Consider the following 17,375-nt stretch of genomic DNA (forward strand, 5'->3'; position numbering starts at 1 on the left):
CCCGCCTCATGATCAGCGTGTCCCCCACGAATAAGTCTGCTTGCGCAGCTTCAGGTACACGAACGACTCGGTGGCCCGCACGGCCGGAATGGCGCGGATCTTGCTGAGGATCTCCAGCAGATGCCCGTCACCCTCGCACACCACCTCGACGATGACGTCGAAGGACCCGGCCGTCAGGACGACGTAGTCGATCTCGTCGATGGCCGCCAGTTCGTCCGCGATCGAATCCAGATCGCCCTCGCAGTTCACCCCGATCATCGCCTGGCGCGGGAAGCCGAGCGTGAGGGGGTCCGTGACGGCGACGATCTGCATTACTCCGGCCTCCTGCAGGCGTTGCACCCGCTGCCTGACCGCCGCCTCCGAGAGGCCGACGGCCTTGCCGATCGCCGCGTACGGCATGCGCCCATCGCCCTGGAGCTGCTCGATGATCTGCTTGGAGAGATCGTCGAGCACGAACGGCGCGGGGGCGGCGTCATTGCTGCGGCGTACGCGGGGCGGCGTGGACATTGTGAGGGGGCCTCCTACCGGTCCGGCGTTGCGGGCGCGTTCCCGCTGCGTTGCCGTCCTGGTGCGACATGGTGTCAGTTATTGGGTCTCTGTCAAGCGATTTCGTAGCAATTTGATATATTCACCACGAAATCCCTTGTCGTGATGCATGCGCTCTGTAAGAGTCTCGGCATCTCAGCCACCTCACGAGGAGGTCATACCTTGACCACCCGTCTGCAGAACTTCATCAACGGTGAGTTCGTGGACGCCAAGAGCGGCCGATTCTCCGATGTCATCGACCCGTGCACGGGCGAGGCCTACTTGCAGGCCCCGATCTCGGGCACCGAGGACGTCGACACCGCCTACGCCGCCGCGGCCGCCGCGTTCGAGTCATGGGGACAGACCACCCCGGGGGAGCGGGCCAACCTGCTGCTCAAGGTCGCCGACGCCATCGACGCCCGGGCCGACGAGATCAACGAGGCGGAGTGCCTGAACACCGGCAAGCCGCGGGCCCGCATGGCCGAGGACGAGACCCCGGTCGCGTCCGACCACTTCCGCTTCTTCGCCGGCGCGGCGCGTACGCTGGAGGGTCCGACGTCGGGTGAGTTCCTCGCCGAGCACACCAGCGTCATCAGGCACGAGCCGATCGGCGTGATCGGGCAGGTCACGCCGTGGAACTACCCGATGATGATGGCGGTCTGGAAGATCGCCCCCGCGCTGGCCGCCGGCAACACGATCGTGCTCAAGCCGTCCGACACCACCCCGGCCTCCACGCTCAAGCTGGCCGAGATCATCGGTTCGGTGCTGCCCGCCGGGGTCTTCAACGTGGTGACGGGTGACCGGGAGACCGGCGCGCTCGTCGTGGGCCATCCGACCGCGGCCATGGTCGCCATCACCGGTTCCGTCGGCGCGGGCATGGCGGTGGCCAAGACCGCCGCCGAGGATGTGAAGCGGGTTCACCTGGAGCTCGGCGGCAAGGCGCCCGTCGTGGTCTTCGAGGACGTCAAGGACCTGCGCAAGGCCGCCGGCGACATCGCCACCGCGGGCCTCTACAACGCGGGCCAGGACTGTACGGCCGCGTGCCGCGTGCTGGTTCACGAGAGCGTGCACGACGAGTTCGTCGCCGCCCTCACCGAGGCCGCCGCGGGCACCGTGACCGGGGACCTGTCCAACGACGAGGCGCTGTACGGCCCGCTCAACAACGAGACCCAGCTGGCCAAGGTGCAGGGCTTCATCGAGCGCGTCCCGGCGCACGCCAAGGTGCTCACCGGCGGTAACCGCGTCGGGGAGAAGGGCTACTTCTTCGCCCCCACCATCGTCGACGGGCTCAAGCAGGACGACGAGATGGTGCAGAACGAGGTGTTCGGCCCGGTCATCACCGTCCAGACGTTCTCCGACGAGGCCGACGCGCTGTCCAAGGCCAACGACGTCAGGTACGGCCTGAGCGGCTCCGTCTGGACGTCCGACCACGGCCGCGCCATGCGCATGTCCAACAGACTCGACTTCGGCGTGGTCTGGGTGAACACGCACATCCCGTTCGTGTCGGAGATGCCGCACGGCGGCTTCAAGCACTCGGGGTACGGCAAGGACCTTTCGGTGTTCGGTCTGCATGACTACACCAGGGTCAAGCACGTCATGCACTACATCGGCGACTAAAAGGACAGTGCCTGGACATGGCCGAGCTGAACGCGATCGAACTAGATGACGTCGTCAAGGAGTACCTCTCACACGGCGAGGTCGTCCAGGCCGTCAAGGGCATCACGCTGGGCATCGCCGAGGGGGAGTTCTTCTCTCTCCTCGGCCCGTCCGGCTGCGGCAAGACCACGACCATGCGGATGATCGCCGGGTTCGAGGACCCGTCGCGCGGTGTGGTCAGGCTGCACGGCAACGACGTGACGGACGTCCCGCCGAACAAGCGTGACGTGAACATGGTTTTCCAGTCCTACGCGCTGTTCCCGCACATGAGCGTGTGGGACAACGTGGCCTTCGGGCTCAAGCAGCGCAAGGTCGCGCAGCCGGAGATCAGGCAGCGCGTGGGCGAGATGCTGGAGATCGTCGATCTCACCGGCCGGGAGAAACGCCGGCCGCGCGAGATGTCCGGCGGCCAGCAGCAGCGGGTGGCCCTGGCGCGCGCCCTGGTCAACAAGCCGCGAGCGCTCCTGCTCGACGAGCCGCTCGGCGCGCTCGACCTCAAGCTCCGCCAGGCCATGCAGATCGAGCTCAAGCGCATCCAGCGCGAGGTCGGCATCACGTTCGTGTACGTGACGCACGACCAGGGCGAGGCGCTCACCATGAGCGACCGGATCGCGGTCATGAACGACGGCCTGGTCGAGCAGTTGGGCGGGCCGCGCGAGATCTACGAGCGGCCCGCGACGACCTTCGTGGCCGGGTTCATCGGCACCTCCAACCTGCTCGCGGGCACGGCGACCGGCGGCGTGCTGTCCATCGGCGGCGGCCAGGTGCTGGTGGAACAGGACGGCCAGGTCAGCGTGACCGTCCGGCCGGAGAAGATCACCATCTCGACGGAGAAGCCCGACGGCGACGTGAGCGTCGTGCCCGGCACCGTGGCCGAGGTGGTCTACCTGGGGACTTACACGAGTTATGCCGTGAGCCTCGCGGATGGGGCGGAGATCACGGTGTTTCAGCAGAACGCGCTCGACTCGACGACCACCGCAGAGCGGGGCGATCCCGTCTGGTTGTCGTGGCGGGCGCAGCACTCTTATGCGATTGGAAGTTGACCCCATGGACCGCTCGCTCAACCCGGCCCTTCTGCGGGGCATGACTCAGGCCCGCACTCGTCGAGACGCCTTCAGGATCGCCGGTCTGTCCGCCGCCGGGCTCGCCCTCGCCGCCTGCGGCGTGCAGGGCAAGAAGGCGGAGGCGCCCAAGACCGACGCCGTCAAGGACTTCTGGGCCAAGCAGACCAAGCACGGCCGCGTGGTCTTCGCCAACTGGCCCGAGTACATGCCCGAGGACCAGGCGCCGCTGAAGAAGTTCCAGCAGGCCACCGGCATCTCGTACCAGTACAAAGAGGTCATCAACGAGAACGCCGAGTTCTTCGGCAAGCTCGACCCCGTGCTGAGGGCGGGCCAGTCGATCGGCTACGACATCGTCGTGATGACCAACGGCATCCAGCTCCAGCACATGATCGAGCTGGGCTACGCCACGCCGCTCGACCACTCGAAGATGCCGAACTTCCTGGCCAACGCCGGAGACAAGTACAAAGAACGCTCCTACGACCCCGGCAACGTCTACACGATGCCGTACACGTCGGGCGTGACCGGGATCGCGTACAACACCAAGTACGTCGAGGACGACATCAAGAGCATCGGCTCGCTGTTCGACCCGAAGTACAAGGGCCGGGTCGGCATGATGAACGATGCTCAGGAGATCGCCAACTTCGGCATGTTCGCCCTGGGCCTGGACCCGGAGAAGTCAACCGAGAACGACTGGAAGCAGGCCGGGGAGAAGCTCAAGGCCCAACGCGACGCCGGAATCGTCCGGAAATATTACGACCAGAGCTACATCGATGCCGTGTCCAAGGGCGACGTCTGGATCAGCATGGCCTGGTCGGGCGACGTCTTCCAGCGGCAGCTCGCCGGTGAGCCGGTCAAGTTCGTCGTGCCCGAGGAGGGCGGCACGATCTGGACCGACAACATGCTCATCCCCAAGAACGCCGCCAACCCGGTCGACGCGATCACCCTCATGGACTACCTCTACCAGCCGGCCGTCGCCGCCGAGCTGGACGAGTTCATCCAGTACGTCACGCCGGTGCCGGCCGTACAGGATCTGCTGCGTGAGAAGGCCACGAAGGCGACGGGCGAGGGGAAGAAGTCGCTGGAGCAGATGGTCGAGAGCCCGCTGATGTTCCCGTCGGAGGCCGAATACGCCAAGCTCCGCACCTACGTCAAGCTGAGCACGGCGCAGGAGCAGGTCTTCAACCCGATCTTCCAGTCGATCACGCAGGCGTAGGAGATGAAGCGGCTCACCCCGTACCTGCTGGCGCTGCCGAGCTGGATGTGGCTGGCGATCTTCCTGGTCGTGCCGATGGCCGCCATGGCGTCGGTGTCGTTGCAGACCGGCAACGCGATCGACGGCTTCGCCATGACGTTCAGCGTCTCCAACTACACCGACGCGATCAGCCGTTACAGCACGCAGTTCCTGCGCTCCCTCCTGTACGGCGGGCTCGCCACGGTGGCGATGCTGATCATCGGCTACCCCGTGGCCTACTGGATCGCCTTCAAGGGCGGGACGCGTAAGTCGGTGTACCTGTTCCTGCTGCTGCTGCCGTTCTTCGTGTCGTTCGTGCTGCGGACGATCTCGTGGGGCTTCCTGCTGGCCGACGACGGCGTCCTGTTCGGCCCGCTGAAGAGCTGGGGTCTGCTGGCCCCCGAGTTCCACGTGCTGGCCACCACGTTCGCGGTGGTGGGCGGACTGACCTACAACTTCCTGCCGTTCATGATCCTGCCGATCTATGTGGCGCTGGAGCGGGTCGATCCGCGGGTCATCGAGGCGGCCTACGACCTGTACGCGACGCGGCTGTCGGCCTTCCGCCGGGTGGTGCTGCCGCTGTCGCTGCCGGGAGTGTTCGCCGGGGTGCTGATGACCTTCGTGCCCGCCACGGCGGACCCGGTCAACGCGCAGATACTCGGCGGCACGGCGAACACGATGATCGGCAACATCATCCAGACCGAGTACCTGACAAACCTCAACTACCCGACGGCCTCGGCGCTGTCGTTCACGCTGATGGCCGTGCTGCTCGTGGGCATCTTCATCTATGCCAGGGCGCTCGGCACCGAGAACGTCCTCGAGGCGGTGGCGCAATGAGGGGCCGCAGGCTCGGGGACAGGCTGCTGCACGCCTACACCTGGCTGGTCATCGTCTGGCTGTCCTCGCCGATCGCCGTGATGATCCTGTTCGGGTTCAACGACAAGAAGAGCAAGTCGAACACCACCTGGCAGGGCTTCACCCTCAAGTGGTACGACCGCCTCTTCGACATCTCCGACCTGACCGTCGCGCTGCAGAACTCGCTGGTGATCGCCCTGGTCAGCACGGTCATCACGGTCGTGATCGGCACCATGCTGGGGCTGGCCGTCGGCCGCTACCGCTTCCGGGGGCAGGGGGTGACGAACTTCCTGGTCTTCGCCGCGATCTCGACGCCCGAGCTGGTCATGGGGGCGTCGTTGCTGTCGCTGTTCGTCTCGGGCAACGTGCCGCGCGACGCGACCACGATCATCATCTCGCACGTGCTGTTCTCGCTGTCGTTCGTCGTCGTCACCGTACGGGCCAGGGTGATCGTGCTGGACCCGGCCATGGAGGAGGCGGCCAGGGATCTCGGGGCGACCGGCTGGGGGACGTTCCGGCAGGTGACGCTGCCGTCGATCATGCCGGGCGTGCTGGCGGGGGCGATGCTGTCGTTCGCGCTGTCGATCGACGACTACGTGGTGACCAGCTTCGTGAACGGCGGCACCGTCACCTTCCCGCTGTGGATCGTGGGGTCCGTCAAGACCGGCATTCCGCCGCAGGTCAACGTCATGGGTACGCTGATCTTCGGCGTCGGCGTGCTGATCGCCATCGCTACCTCGGTCGCGGCACGCCGTCGTGCCTGAAAGTCATAGAACGAACACCGTGGGGAAGTGGAATGTGTGGATCCGCTGAAGGCGCTTGCTGACGCGGAGCGCAAGCCGTACTGGCTGGACAGTCCGGCCAGTCCAGAACCTCGGTCGCGGCTCATCGGCGACACCAGCGCCGACCTCGTCGTGGTCGGTGGCGGCTTCACCGGGCTGTGGACCGCCCTGCTGGCCAAGGAACGCGACCCCGACCAGGACGTCGTCCTGCTCGAAGGCCGCAGGATCGGCTGGGCGGCCTCCGGCCGCAACGGCGGCTTCTGCATGGCGACCCTCACCCATGGCCTGTCCAACGGCCTCGAACGCTGGCCCGACGAGATCGACCGGCTCGAACGCCTCGGCGTGGCTAACCTCGACGAGATCGAACGGACGCTGGAGCGCTACGGCATCGACTGCTCCTTCGAGCGCACCGGCGAGCTGAACGTCGCCACCGAGCCGTGGCAGCTCGACGCGCTGAACGAGCACCTCGACCTCATCTCCGAGCTCGGCCTCGACTATGTGCCGCTCGACCAGGACCAGGTGCGGGCCGAGGTCAACTCGCCCACCTACCTGGGCGGGCTCTGGGACCGCAGCGGCTGCGCCATGCTCGACCCCGCGCGGCTGGCCTGGGGGCTGCGCGAGGCCTGTGTCGCGCTCGGCGTCCGGGTCTACGAGCGCAGCCCGGTCCGCTCGCTCGACGACAACGGCGTCACGATCAGCCTGCGCACCCCGCACGGCGTCGCCACCGGCCGCCGCGTCGCGCTCGGCACCGGCGTGTTCCCGCCGCTGCTACGGCGGCTCAAGCACTTCGTGGTGCCGGTGTACGACTACGCGCTCATGACCGAGCCGCTGACCGCGGCACAGCTCGCCGAGGTGGGCTGGCGCAACCGGCAGGGCATCGGCGACGGAGCCAACCAGTTCCACTACTACCGCCTGACCGACGACAACCGGATCCTGTGGGGCGGCTACGACGCCGTCTACTACAACGGCGGCCTGGTCAAGCCGGAGTACGACCAGCGCGACGAGACGTTCGTCAAGCTGGCCGACCACTTCGCCACCACGTTCCCGCAGCTCGCGGAGGTGCGCTTCACGCACCGCTGGGGCGGCGTGATCGACACCTGCAGCCGGTTCAGCGCCTTCTACGGTCAGGCGCACGGCGGCCGGCTGGCCTACGCCGTCGGCTACACCGGCATGGGCGTCGGCGCCACCCGCTTCGGTGCGAATGTCATGCTCGACCTGCTCTCGGGCGAGCGCACCGAGCGGACCGATCTGCGGATGGTACGGGAGAAGCCGATGCCGTTCCCGCCGGAGCCGGTGCGGTCCGGGGTGATCCAGTTCACCCGGTGGTCGATCGCCCAGGCCGACCAGCACGAGGGCAAACGCAACCTCTGGCTGCGCGCGCTCGACCGGATGGGTCTCGGCTTCGACTCCTGACCGGCACAGGCGGGATCATGGGGACATGAGGGTTGAGTTCACCGCAGATGGGATCGTGCTGGCAGGGGACCTGCGGGTGCCCGAGGGAGAGGGGCCGAGGCCGGGTCTGGTGTTCACCGGGCCGTTCACCGGAGTGCGTGACCAGGTCGCCGGGCTCTACGCGGAGCGGCTGGCCGCGCGGGGCTATGTGACGCTGGCCTTCGACCACCGCAACTGGGGCGAGTCGGGCGGTGAGCCGCGCCGCCACGAGGACCCGCAGGCCAAGCTGGGCGACCTGCGGGCCGCGGTGTCGCTGCTGCGGTCGCGACCCGAGGTGGATCCGGCGCGGATCGGCGTGGTCGGCATCTGTCTGGGCGGGGGATACGCGCTGCGATTCGCCGCCTTCGATCCCCGGGTGAAGGTCTTCGCCGGGATCGCCGGGGCGTACAACAACCCGTACGCGATGCGGTCGGGCCTGGACTACCAGGCGGCGCTGACCTCCTTCACCGAGGTGCTGGAGCGGCAGGACCTCGGCGGGCCGGTGGAGTACCTTCCCGCCGTGGCGGAGCAGGGCGAGGCGGCCATGCCCGGCGACGAGCCGTACGCGTACTACGGCGGCGCGCGGGGTGCGTCGGAGACCTGGGCGAACGAGGTCACGCGGGCCAGTGTGCGTGAGCTGATCACCGTGGACAACATGATGGGCGCCGACTTCCTGTCCCCCAAGCCGGCGCTGATCGTGCACGGCGTGGTGGACCGGTTCTGCCCGCCTGAGGGCGCGGAGGAGGCGTTCCGGCGGCTCGACCGGCCCAAGAAGCTCGTCTGGGTCGACGCCAAGCAGCACATCGACCTCTACGACCGCGAGCCGTACGTCACGCAGGCCGTCGACGCGACCGCGGACTTCCTCAGCGAACACCTGTGATGGGTGTGGCGGGCTGATCCGCCGGGAAGAGGCCATTTTGTACCCCCGGTGATTTACTGGGGGGTTTGTAGGTGCGTGCGAGATTGTGGATGGGTGCCGCCCTGACCGCGGCCCTGATGACGAGGTGCGCGGCCGAGCCGCCGGTGCCCGTGGCGGTACGGCTGCCCTGGGTGCGGGTCGACCGGTGCCTGCTGACCATCCCAGACCCCCGGGCGGGGGCCGCGGCCAGGGCCGAGCTCGACCGCGACATCGGCCGCTACATGGCCAGGCAGCCGGGCCGCATCGTGTACGCCGCGCGCGACCGGGTCACCGGCATCACCCTCGGCCATGGGGAGCACCAGCACGACATGATCACCGCCAGCGGCGTCAAGGTCGACATCCTGACCGCGCTGCTGCTCCGCCGTACCCGGCTGGGCGCGGACGAGCGCGACCTGGCCTCACGCATGATCAGGGAGAGCGACAACTCCGCCGCCGACGCGCTGTGGTGGCGGGTCGGGGCGGGGGAGGGGATGAGCGGGTTCTACCGGAAGGTGGGGCTGCGCGAGACGGCGCCGGGGCCGAGCCGCTACTGGGGCGGCACCACCACCAGCCCCGCCGACCGCCTCCGGCTGCTGAAGGTGTTGATCAGCGGGGACAAGGGGCTGGGCGCCGCCGATCGGGACCTGGTGCTCGGCCTGATGGGAGACGTCGTGCCCGATCAGGCGTGGGGTGTCAGCGCCGCCGCCCGGCGAGGTGACCGGGTGGCGTTGAAGAACGGCTGGACGCCGCGGCCGTTCATCCACAACACCTGGGCGGTCACGAGCTACGGCCGGATCGTGGGGCCGGGGCGCGATCTGCTGCTGTCGGTCCAGACGGACCAGCAGCCGGGCGAGGGCTCGGGCATCCAGGCCATCGAAGGGCTGGCCAGGATGATCGGCACCCGTCTCGACAGCCTGTCACCGGTCCGGATCAGGCCCTGCGCGGCCGAGCCCACGGCCTGACCGGCTGGATCAGTGGACCGTGGTCAGCCGCTCCTCGGGAATGACCTTGGGCACGCCACGCAGCCCCACCAGCGCGAGCGCCGCCACCACGGCCAAGATCGCCGAGGTGGAGAGCGCCGTGATGTGCACGGCCTCGACGAACGCGACCCGGGCCGCCTCGATGACCTGCCCGGCCAGCGCCGCGGGCAGAGTCTCGGCCGTGCGCAGCGCGCCCGCGATCGACTCCCTGGCGGCCTCGCCGGGCACTCCGGCGGGCAGGCGCAGGCCGGCGCTGTAGGAGCTGTTCAGCACGGTGCCCAGGATGGCGATGCCCAGCGCCCCGCCCAGCTCGAACGCCGTCTCCGACACCGCGGCCGCCGCCCCGGCCCGTGCCCTGGGCGCGGTCGCCAGCACGTTGTCGTTGTTGACGGTGAAGGTGAACCCGACGCCGATCCCGCCGATCAGCTGCGGAGCGAGCAGCACGAGGAAGCTCGTGTCGAGCCCGATCGTGCTGTAGTAGAGGAAGGAGCCCGCGGTCATCGCCAGACCGAGCGCCACGACGCCGTTCCTGCCCAGGAGCCCGATGAGCCGGGCCGCCAGGATGCCGCCGACCGCGCCGCCGAGCCCGCCCGGCAGGGTGGCCAGCCCGGCCTGCAGCGCCGTCCAGCCGAGCACGAGCTGGAAGTACCAGGCGAGGATCAGCGACATGGCCGTCATCGCGAAGATCGCCAGCATGTTGGTGCCGATCGACGCGCTGAACGCCCGGTTTCCGAACAGCCGCATGTCGATCAGCGGCTCCGCCAGCCTGCTCTGCCGCCGGACGAACAGCCCCAGGCACGCTACGCCCAGCACCGCCGCCACCGGCACACCGGCGTGCCCGAACCCCTGGTGCGCCGCCTCCTTGACCGCATAGATGGCCGTCACGATGCCGATGAAGGAGAGCGCCACGCTCGGCAGGTCGATGCGGCCGGCGTCGGGGTTGCGCGACTCCGGCAGGACAAGGTGGCCGGCGACCAGCACCAGCGCCATGATCGGCACGTTGATCAGGAAGACCGAGCCCCACCAGAAGTGGTCGAGCAGCAGCCCGCCGATGACCGGGCCCACCGCGAACCCGACGGCGCTCATCCCGCTCCAGATGCCGATGGCGGCGGTCCGCTCGCCGGGGTCGGTGAAGACGTTACGGATGATCGACAGCGTCGACGGCATGATCGTCGCCGCGGCCACACCGAGCAGCGCCCTGGCCGCGATGAGCAGTTCCGGGCTCGGCGCGTACGCGGTCAGCACCGAGGCCGCGCCGAACGCGGCGGCACCGATGAGCAGCAGGCGTTTGCGGCCGATGCGGTCGCCGAGGTTGCCCATGGTGATGAGCAGGCCCGCGAGCGCGAAGCCGTACATGTCGCCGATCCACAGCAACTGCGTGGCGTTGGCGCCGAGGTCGCCGACCAGCCTGGGCAGGGCCAGGTGCAGGACCGTCATGTCGAGCGAGAGAAGGAGAGTGGCCAGGCACGCGACGGCCAGGCAGGACCATTTGCTCTTCATGGTGTTCAGGATGATCAGAGGCGCTGACCGACCGCCTACCGCCCGCTGACGATCTCCGCCAGGCCGGTCAGCCCGGCCTGGATGCGGGCGCGGACCTCCTCCGAGCTGTACCAGTCGCCGGAGCACTCGGCCAGGGCCTGCTCCATGAGCGCGCGGGCCTCGCCGAGGTCGCCGCGGAGCACCGCCAGCTCGCCCAGCCCGACGTGCGCCTTGGCCAGCGTGTCGCCCGAGCCGATGCGCCGGGCCATCTCGGCGGCCCGCAGATAGCCGGCCCGCGCCTCGTCGAGGTCGCCCAGGCGGGCCACGGAGTCCGCGCTCAGGCACAGGCACTCGGCCATGTCGGCCACCGCGCCCAGCTCCTGAGACGTCCGCAGGCCCTGGTCGGCCAGTGCCCGGGAGGCCGCGTAATCGCCCTGCTCGTAGGCCAGCTCGGCGAGCCCGCTCAGCGCCAGCGTGGCGCCCCAGCGCTCGCCGACCGCCCGGAACTCGACCAGCGACCGCTCGAACTCGGCCCTGGCCTCGCCGCCCCGCCCCATGATCTGCAGCATGAACGCGACACCGCAGTGCATCAGCGCCTGCGACCAGGGCGGCAGGGCGCCGGCGTATTGAGCCATCAGCTTCCGTACGCCCTCGTAGTCGTCCGGCGGGCCGGTGAACATCGGCAGCATCATCGTCAGGAACTCCAGCCGCGTCGACAGGAACTCGGCCGGCAGCATGCGGCGGAGCGTCTTCAGCCGGGCCCGCAGGTCGTCGCCAGGCTGCCTGCCCCAGGCCGCGACCAGCACGCACAGCGCGTACTCCTCTCGGAGACCCGCGGGCGGGGTCTGTCCCATGCCGGCCAGCAGCCCGTCGGCCAGGTCCGCGCTGGTGCCCCGGTGGCCGCGCATCCACCAGTAGCAGGCGGAGTAGGCGAGGATCCGCATGCCCAGCGCCTCCCGGCCGGTCTCGGCCGACCAGCGTACGGCGGCGGCCAGGTTGCCGCTCTCCTCGTCGAGGCGCGACAGCCACTCCAACTGCTCGGCCGTGCGCAGGTGGCCGTCGGCCTCGACGGCCAGCGCCAGGTAGCGGCCGGCGTGCGCCTCGCGCATCGCCTCGGTCTCGCCCGACTCCGCGAGCTGCTCGGCGCAGAACGCCCGGATCGTCTCCAGCATCCGGTAGCGGCCGTCGACGACCTCGACCAGCGACTTCTCCGCCAGCGAGAACAGCACCTCCTCCGGCAGCCCGCACACCCGCTCCGCCGACTCGGGCGTGGCGCCGCCCACGAACACGGTCAGCCGCCTGGCCATCCGCTGCTCGCGCTCGTCCAGCAGGTCCCAGCTCCACGCCACGACCGCGCGGAGCGTCTGGTGCCTGGGCAAGGCCGTACGGCTGCCGCGGGCGAGCAGCCGGAACCGGTCGTCGAGCCGGGCCGCCACGTCGCCGACCGACATCGTGCGCAGCCGCGCGGCCGCCAGCTCGATCGCGAGCGGCAGCCCGTCGAGCGCCCGGCAGATGCCGGCCACCTGGGCCAGGTTCGTCTCGTCGACCGGCTGCCGGACCGCGGCCGCCCGGTCGGCGAACAGCCGGACGGCGGGGTAGTCGAGCGGGTTCGCGGCGTCGGGCGGCGGCAGCCGCAGCGGCGCGACGGGCAGGATGGACTCGCCGGTGATGCCCAGGGCCTCGCGGCTGGTCGCCAGCACGCGCAGCGCGGGGCAGGAGGCCAGCAGCAGGTCGGCCAGCTCGGCCGCGGCGGCGATGAGATGCTCGCAGTTGTCGAGGACCAGCAGCAGCCCGCGGTCGGCGAGCGCGGCGAGCAGGTGGGCGACGGGATCGACGGCCGGCGGCCGGTCGTGGCCGGACAGCCGGGTGTCGCGGATGTCGAGCGCCGCCAGCACCGCCTTCGGCACGTCGGCGGGTTCGGTGACGGGCGCGAGCTGCACGAAGCACACGTCGCCGGCGGCCTGCTCGGCCGCCTCCAGCGCGAGCCGGGTCTTGCCCGCCCCGCCGGGGCCGATGAGCGTGACCAGCCTGGCCGCCGTGAGCTGGGCGCCGACCTGGCGGAGCTCCTCGGTCCGGCCGACGAAGCTGGTGAGCTGGGCGCGCAAGCCCTGCCTGCTGACGGGCGCTACGGTGGCGGCCAGCGACGGGTCGGCTCTGAGCACGGCCAGATGCGCCGCGGCCAGCTCGGCACCCGGCTCGACGCCCAGCTCCTCGTCGAGGATGCGCCGGGCGTCGTCGTAGGCGGTCAGCGCCTCGGCCTGCCGGCCGCTGCCGTACAGGGCCCGCATGAGCTGCGCCCGCAGCCGCTCGCGCAGCGGGTGGGCGGCCGTCAGCCGACGCAGCTCGGCGACCAGCTCGCGGTGGGCGCCCAGCTCCAGGTCGGCCTGGACGCGGTCCTCGACGGCGGCCAGGCGCAGCTCCTCCAGCCCGGCGGCGGCCGCCTCCGCGTGCGGGGCGTCGGCGAGCGGCGGGCCCTGCCACAGCGCCAGCGCCTCACGCAGCAGCGGCGCCGCTCGGCGGGGGTCGCCGGCGTCGAGAGCCTGCCGGCCCGCACCGGCCAGCCGCTCGAACCGGTGCGCGTCGACGTCCTGCGGGTCGGCCGCCAGCCGGTAGCCCGCCGGGTGGAACTCCACCTGGTCCCTGCCCAGCGCCCTGCGCAGCCTCGACACCTGCGCCTGGAGCGCGTTGGCCACGCCCTCGGGCGGCTCGGGGCCGTACAGGCCGGCGGCCAGCCGCTCCGCGCCGACGACCCGGCCCGCGTCGAGCGCCAGCAGCGTGAGCAGCCCCCGCACCCGGGGGCCGCCGAGCACGACCGGCTCGCCGTCCTCGTCCAGCACCCGGGCCGGGCCAAGGATCTCGAAGCGCATGCCTCGATTATCGCGGCCCCAGCGGCCTCGCGATGGCCTCCGCGTGCGTCGGCTATCGCGGCCCCGGCAGCATCGCGGCGATCTCGGCGTACGTCGGCGCCGGGGTCGCGGTCCTTCCCTGTACGGCCAGGAGGCTCGACAGCGCCCCGTGCAGCGAGGCCCGGTACAGCAGTGACCCGGTGCTCACCCTGGCGACGCCCGCCGCGGCGAGCTGGGCCAGCGTGGGCCCGTCAGGCAGGTACAGCACGTTGACCGGCAGCGGCGTGCTCGCCACCACCTCGGCGATCTCCCCCAGGTCGCGGAGGCCGGGGACGAAGATGCCGTCGGCGTGCCCGTAGGCGCTCACCCGCTCTCGCGTGTCGCCCGTCTTCAGCCAGTGCGTGTCGGTCCTGGCGTTGACGAACACGCCGTGACCCTTGGCCGCCTCGATGATCCGCTGGTGCAGCCCGATCGGCCGCAGCGTGCCGTCGGGCCGGCCGTCCTCCAGGTTGACGCCCGCGACGCCCAGCGTCGCGAGCGCCGCGACCAGGTCGGACACCTGCGCGGGATCGTCGCTGAAGCCGCCCTCGATGTCGACGGTGACCAGGACGCCGAGGTTCCTGAGCAGCTCGGCCAGCTCGATCGTCTCCGCCTTGGTGGCGCCCGCGGCGTCCGGCTTGCCGTGGACGGCGGACACGCCGAGGCTGGTGGTGCCGATCGCCGGGAAGCCGTGCGCGGCCAGCACGGCGGCGGACCCGTAGTCCCAGGCGTTGGGCAGCAGCAGCGGGTCGCCCGGCCGGTGCAGGTCACGGAATCGGCTGCTCATCGGGCATCCTCCGGTCGCAGGACCGCCGTCAGCACGCCGGCCGCGAGGGCGAGCGCGTGGGCGGAGGCGGGGCAGGGGCGCACACCCGAGCCGAACGTCAGGTGGGGCGCCGGACCGCGCGAGACGTCGAACCGCTCCGGCTGGGGGAACACGGCCGGGTCGCGGTTGGCGGCCACCAGGTCGATGGTGACCTCGTCGCCCGTCTGACGGTCGAGCCTGCGGCTGGCCTTGAGCGGCGGATCGTGGCGGAGCGTCTCCCGCAGCAGGCCGTCGACGTCATCGCCAGGGTCGGCGTGGGTGAGCGCGTTCGCGATGAGGCCCGCCGTGGCCGCGTGGGCCTGCAGGAGGATGGTGATGCGGGGGATCGGGTCGCCCTCGCCGGACAGGAGCTCGACCAGGTCGGCCACCGCGGCGTCGGCCTCGGGCCCCTCCTCGCCTGACAGGTAGCCCGCGGCGGCGGCGGTCACCGCCCCCACCAGCCGCTTCTCGTCGGTGATCCCGAGCGCGGCGCCGAGCACCGCCGTCGGGACGTCCGGCCAGTCGCCGCCCCGCTCCAGCGTCGCCGCCGTGGCGGCCTGTCTCAGCGCGGCCGGGTCGAGCGTGGCGAGCCGTTCGGCGACCAGGCGGCGCCGCTCCGCGTGGACCTCGCCGGTGCTGAACCGGGACACCTGGGCGCGGAGCCAGGAGAGCGTCCCGGCCGGCGCGTCCTGACGCACCGGAGGCGGGACGTACCTGGTGTCCGACAGCACCGCGACGGCTTCGGCATGGCGTGTGATGAGCATGGACCCACGCTAGGCGCGAATCCCTTCGACGCCCGGCGAAGTGTCGGCGCGTCAGGCCGCAAGGCGTTCGGGGCTCTCGGCCGGGGCGGGCACCACCGGGCGGGCCGCGGGACGCCGTTCCACGACGGTCATGGTCATGCACACGACGAGCGCGATCTCGGCCAGCACCACGCCGCGCTCCAGCAGCCCGTAGTAGGAGGCGCCGCCGATCAGCGGCGAGGTGAAGGAGGCCGGGTGCGCGGCCAGGTAGGCGGCCAGCGCCACGGCCGAGGTCACGCTGAGCGCCCTGACCCGGTTCCACTTCGGAAGGGCCACGCGGCCCCTGGCCAGGATCCAGCCGGCCACGGGCAGGGTGGTGAAGACGACGGCCGCGGACCAGCGGTGGATCTCGCCCGGCAGCGTGCCGACCGCCGCATTGCCCGGATCGGTGGGGAAGACCGCGCTCAGCATCAGCCCGGCCGCGCCGGCCAGCAGCAGCACCCGGGTGGCCGCGCTGCGGGCGGGCTCGCGGGCCGCCAGGCCGTACGCGAGGGACACGCAGGCCCAGGCCAGGGCGAGCATGCCGATCAGTACGGGCAGCATCCCGCCGGGGACCAGCGCGTAGTCGCTCAGCAGCGGCTGGCCGGGCAGCACGACCTGCGCGTAGCAGAGCGCCGCGGCGGCGGTCACCGCGCCGGCCAGCGCGCTCACCACCGGGACCGTCACTGGCGCCGGCTCCATGCCGCGACCGGGGAGTTCCTGCTGGGTCATCGCGTCACCTCGTCATAGATCTTCTCGAAGCGGGCCAGAGAGGTCTGGTGGTCGTGCGTGAGAGCGAGGTCGCGGCTCGCCTTGCCCAGGCGGGTGCACAGGTCCTCGTCGGTGAGGATGGAGCTCATGTGGCGGGCCAGCGACATGACGTCGCCCGGCTCGAACAGGTAGCCGTTGCCGTTCACCAGGTGCGGCAGCGCCATGGCGTCGGCCGCGACCACGGGCAGCCCGCTGGCCATGGCCTCCAGGGTCGCGATGCTCTGCAGTTCGGCGACGCCCGGCATGGCGAACAGGTCGGCCGCGGCGAACGCCTGCGGCATGTTCTCGTCGGGCACGAAGCCGAGGAAGAACACCCGGTCGCGGACCCCGATGCGGTCGGCCAGCCGCTCCAGCTCCGGCCGCTGGTTGCCCTGCCCGACGAGCGCGATCTGCGCGTCGGTGTCGTTGAGCACGTACGGCAGCGCGCGTACGAGCTCGTCGAGGCGCTTCTCCTCGTCCAGGCGGCCGACGAACAGGGCGGTGGGCCGGTCGGGCAGGTCGAACAGCTTGCGGGCCCATGCCTTGGGCTCGGCGTGCGGGTGGAAGCGGGTCAGGTCGATGCCGCAGGACACCGACTCCACCTCGCGGACGAAGCCCTGGTCGGCCAGCAGCTTGGCGGCCAGCGGGGTGGGCGTGGTGATGTGGTCCGCGCGGTTGAAGACGCGGCTGAAGTCGCGCCAGGCCAGCTCTCCGGCCTTCCGCCTGAGCCGGTCGGGGATGTGGCCGAACTGGAAGAGGTTGTCGGGCATGAAGTGGTTGGTGGCCACGATGGGCACCCGGCGGCGGCGGGCGGCGGCGATGGCGGCCCTGCCGACCACGAAGTGGCCCTGGGTGTGCAGCACGTCGGGCTGGATGGCGGTCAGCAGCCAGTCCAGCCGGGTGGGGACGGTGACCCGCATGCTGGGGTGGACCAGGAGCGGCGCGGAGCGCAGCCGGTGCACCACCACGTCGTCGACCACGTCGGCCGTGGCCGGGCCCTGGTCCGACTGGCAGACGACGTGCACCTCGTTGCCGCGCGCGGCCAGGCCGGTGGCCAGGCGATAGGTGAAGACGGCGGCGCCGTTGACGTCGGGTGGGTAGGTATCGGTGGAGATCAGGATGCGGCGTGGGCGCCTGGGGGCTGGCGCGAGCTCGGTGCGGTCGGGGCTGGTGCGCAGGGGCATGGCCATGACAAGGGACTCCAGTCGAAAGTGCGGACGCCGACCGGCTGGGGAAGGCCGGGGCGGGGGGT

Annotated in this window: 15 protein-coding genes; 8 read left to right on the forward strand and 7 right to left on the reverse strand. The window is 70.8% G+C overall.

Going from position 1 to position 17,375, the window contains the following annotated elements; all coding sequences use genetic code 11:
• Window positions 1–12 precede the first annotated feature (12 nt).
• Window positions 13–507 carry an Lrp/AsnC family transcriptional regulator gene (locus KLK06_RS56185; RefSeq protein ID WP_214644107.1) on the reverse strand — a complete coding sequence of 165 codons (495 nt, stop codon included), beginning with the start codon at window positions 505–507 and terminating at the stop codon, window positions 13–15.
• 201 nt (window positions 508–708) lie between these two features.
• Here KLK06_RS56185 and KLK06_RS56190 point away from each other — a divergent pair, with 201 nt between their 5' ends.
• The 8 genes from KLK06_RS56190 to KLK06_RS61140 all read left to right on the forward strand — a co-directional run bounded on the left by KLK06_RS56190 (window position 709) and on the right by KLK06_RS61140 (window position 9,404).
• Window positions 709–2,142 carry a gamma-aminobutyraldehyde dehydrogenase gene (locus KLK06_RS56190; RefSeq protein ID WP_214644108.1) on the forward strand — a complete coding sequence of 478 codons (1,434 nt, stop codon included), beginning with the start codon at window positions 709–711 and terminating at the stop codon, window positions 2,140–2,142.
• A gap of 17 nt (window positions 2,143–2,159) precedes the next feature.
• The gene (locus tag KLK06_RS56195) at window positions 2,160–3,224 is read left to right on the forward strand and encodes an ABC transporter ATP-binding protein (protein ID WP_214644109.1); all 1,065 of its coding nucleotides are present in this window, start codon (window positions 2,160–2,162) and stop codon (window positions 3,222–3,224) included.
• 4 nt (window positions 3,225–3,228) lie between these two features.
• On the forward strand, window positions 3,229–4,458 hold the full coding sequence (locus KLK06_RS56200) for a spermidine/putrescine ABC transporter substrate-binding protein (protein WP_214644149.1): 1,230 nt from the start codon (window positions 3,229–3,231) through the stop codon (window positions 4,456–4,458).
• 3 nt (window positions 4,459–4,461) lie between these two features.
• On the forward strand, window positions 4,462–5,313 hold the full coding sequence (locus KLK06_RS56205; RefSeq protein WP_214644110.1) for an ABC transporter permease: 852 nt from the start codon (window positions 4,462–4,464) through the stop codon (window positions 5,311–5,313).
• Window positions 5,310–6,095 carry an ABC transporter permease gene (locus KLK06_RS56210; protein ID WP_214644111.1) on the forward strand — a complete coding sequence of 262 codons (786 nt, stop codon included), beginning with the start codon at window positions 5,310–5,312 and terminating at the stop codon, window positions 6,093–6,095. The genes KLK06_RS56205 and KLK06_RS56210 overlap by 4 nt, the downstream gene beginning before the upstream one ends.
• A gap of 36 nt (window positions 6,096–6,131) precedes the next feature.
• Window positions 6,132–7,526: an FAD-binding oxidoreductase gene (locus tag KLK06_RS56215; RefSeq protein ID WP_214644150.1), complete on the forward strand. Its 1,395-nt coding sequence runs from the start codon at window positions 6,132–6,134 to the stop codon at window positions 7,524–7,526.
• Between the two features lie 25 nt (window positions 7,527–7,551).
• The gene (locus KLK06_RS56220; protein ID WP_214644112.1) at window positions 7,552–8,424 is read left to right on the forward strand and encodes an alpha/beta hydrolase; all 873 of its coding nucleotides are present in this window, start codon (window positions 7,552–7,554) and stop codon (window positions 8,422–8,424) included.
• 71 nt (window positions 8,425–8,495) lie between these two features.
• On the forward strand, window positions 8,496–9,404 hold the full coding sequence (locus KLK06_RS61140; protein WP_214644113.1) for a serine hydrolase: 909 nt from the start codon (window positions 8,496–8,498) through the stop codon (window positions 9,402–9,404).
• Window positions 9,405–9,413: 9 nt separating this feature from the next.
• On the opposite strand, the gene KLK06_RS56230 is transcribed toward KLK06_RS61140, so the two are convergent.
• Genes KLK06_RS56230 through KLK06_RS56255 form a run of 6 tightly spaced genes read right to left on the reverse strand, consistent with a single transcriptional unit; the run spans window position 9,414 to window position 17,313 of the window.
• Window positions 9,414–10,922, reverse strand: coding sequence for an MFS transporter (locus KLK06_RS56230; protein WP_214644114.1), 1,509 nt, complete (start codon window positions 10,920–10,922; stop codon window positions 9,414–9,416).
• Between the two features lie 35 nt (window positions 10,923–10,957).
• Window positions 10,958–13,768 carry a BTAD domain-containing putative transcriptional regulator gene (locus KLK06_RS56235; protein ID WP_214644115.1) on the reverse strand — a complete coding sequence of 937 codons (2,811 nt, stop codon included), beginning with the start codon at window positions 13,766–13,768 and terminating at the stop codon, window positions 10,958–10,960.
• A gap of 52 nt (window positions 13,769–13,820) precedes the next feature.
• Window positions 13,821–14,573, reverse strand: a complete 753-nt coding sequence (locus KLK06_RS56240) for an isocitrate lyase/phosphoenolpyruvate mutase family protein (RefSeq protein ID WP_214644116.1) — start codon at window positions 14,571–14,573, stop codon at window positions 13,821–13,823.
• The gene (locus tag KLK06_RS62130; RefSeq protein ID WP_214644117.1) at window positions 14,570–15,355 is read right to left on the reverse strand and encodes a cytochrome P450; all 786 of its coding nucleotides are present in this window, start codon (window positions 15,353–15,355) and stop codon (window positions 14,570–14,572) included. The genes KLK06_RS56240 and KLK06_RS62130 overlap by 4 nt, the downstream gene beginning before the upstream one ends.
• A 51-nt stretch (window positions 15,356–15,406) precedes the next feature.
• The gene (locus tag KLK06_RS56250; RefSeq protein WP_214644118.1) at window positions 15,407–16,105 is read right to left on the reverse strand and encodes a DUF998 domain-containing protein; all 699 of its coding nucleotides are present in this window, start codon (window positions 16,103–16,105) and stop codon (window positions 15,407–15,409) included.
• Window positions 16,102–17,313: a glycosyltransferase gene (locus KLK06_RS56255; protein WP_214644119.1), complete on the reverse strand. Its 1,212-nt coding sequence runs from the start codon at window positions 17,311–17,313 to the stop codon at window positions 16,102–16,104. The genes KLK06_RS56250 and KLK06_RS56255 overlap by 4 nt, the downstream gene beginning before the upstream one ends.
• Window positions 17,314–17,375 lie beyond the last annotated feature (62 nt).

This window comes from Nonomuraea sp. NEAU-A123 (genome assembly GCF_018603905.1).
GTDB lineage: Bacteria > Actinomycetota > Actinomycetes > Streptosporangiales > Streptosporangiaceae > Nonomuraea.

Excerpts from the sequence above, each read along its gene's own strand:
- KLK06_RS56235 (WP_214644115.1), bottom strand. The coding sequence starts at position 13,768 with ATGCGCTTCGAGATCCTTGGCCCGGCCCGGGTGCTGGACGAGGACGGC.
- KLK06_RS56220 (WP_214644112.1), top strand. The coding sequence starts at position 7,552 with ATGAGGGTTGAGTTCACCGCAGATGGGATCGTGCTGGCAGGGGACCTG.
- KLK06_RS56195 (WP_214644109.1), top strand. The coding sequence starts at position 2,160 with ATGGCCGAGCTGAACGCGATCGAACTAGATGACGTCGTCAAGGAGTAC.
- KLK06_RS56250 (WP_214644118.1), bottom strand. The coding sequence starts at position 16,105 with ATGACCCAGCAGGAACTCCCCGGTCGCGGCATGGAGCCGGCGCCAGTG.
- KLK06_RS56240 (WP_214644116.1), bottom strand. The coding sequence starts at position 14,573 with ATGAGCAGCCGATTCCGTGACCTGCACCGGCCGGGCGACCCGCTGCTG.
- KLK06_RS56210 (WP_214644111.1), top strand. The coding sequence starts at position 5,310 with ATGAGGGGCCGCAGGCTCGGGGACAGGCTGCTGCACGCCTACACCTGG.
- KLK06_RS62130 (WP_214644117.1), bottom strand. The coding sequence starts at position 15,355 with ATGCTCATCACACGCCATGCCGAAGCCGTCGCGGTGCTGTCGGACACC.
- KLK06_RS56185 (WP_214644107.1), bottom strand. The coding sequence starts at position 507 with ATGTCCACGCCGCCCCGCGTACGCCGCAGCAATGACGCCGCCCCCGCG.
- KLK06_RS56205 (WP_214644110.1), top strand. The coding sequence starts at position 4,462 with ATGAAGCGGCTCACCCCGTACCTGCTGGCGCTGCCGAGCTGGATGTGG.
- KLK06_RS56230 (WP_214644114.1), bottom strand. The coding sequence starts at position 10,922 with ATGAAGAGCAAATGGTCCTGCCTGGCCGTCGCGTGCCTGGCCACTCTC.
- KLK06_RS56200 (WP_214644149.1), top strand. The coding sequence starts at position 3,229 with ATGGACCGCTCGCTCAACCCGGCCCTTCTGCGGGGCATGACTCAGGCC.
- KLK06_RS56255 (WP_214644119.1), bottom strand. The coding sequence starts at position 17,313 with ATGGCCATGCCCCTGCGCACCAGCCCCGACCGCACCGAGCTCGCGCCA.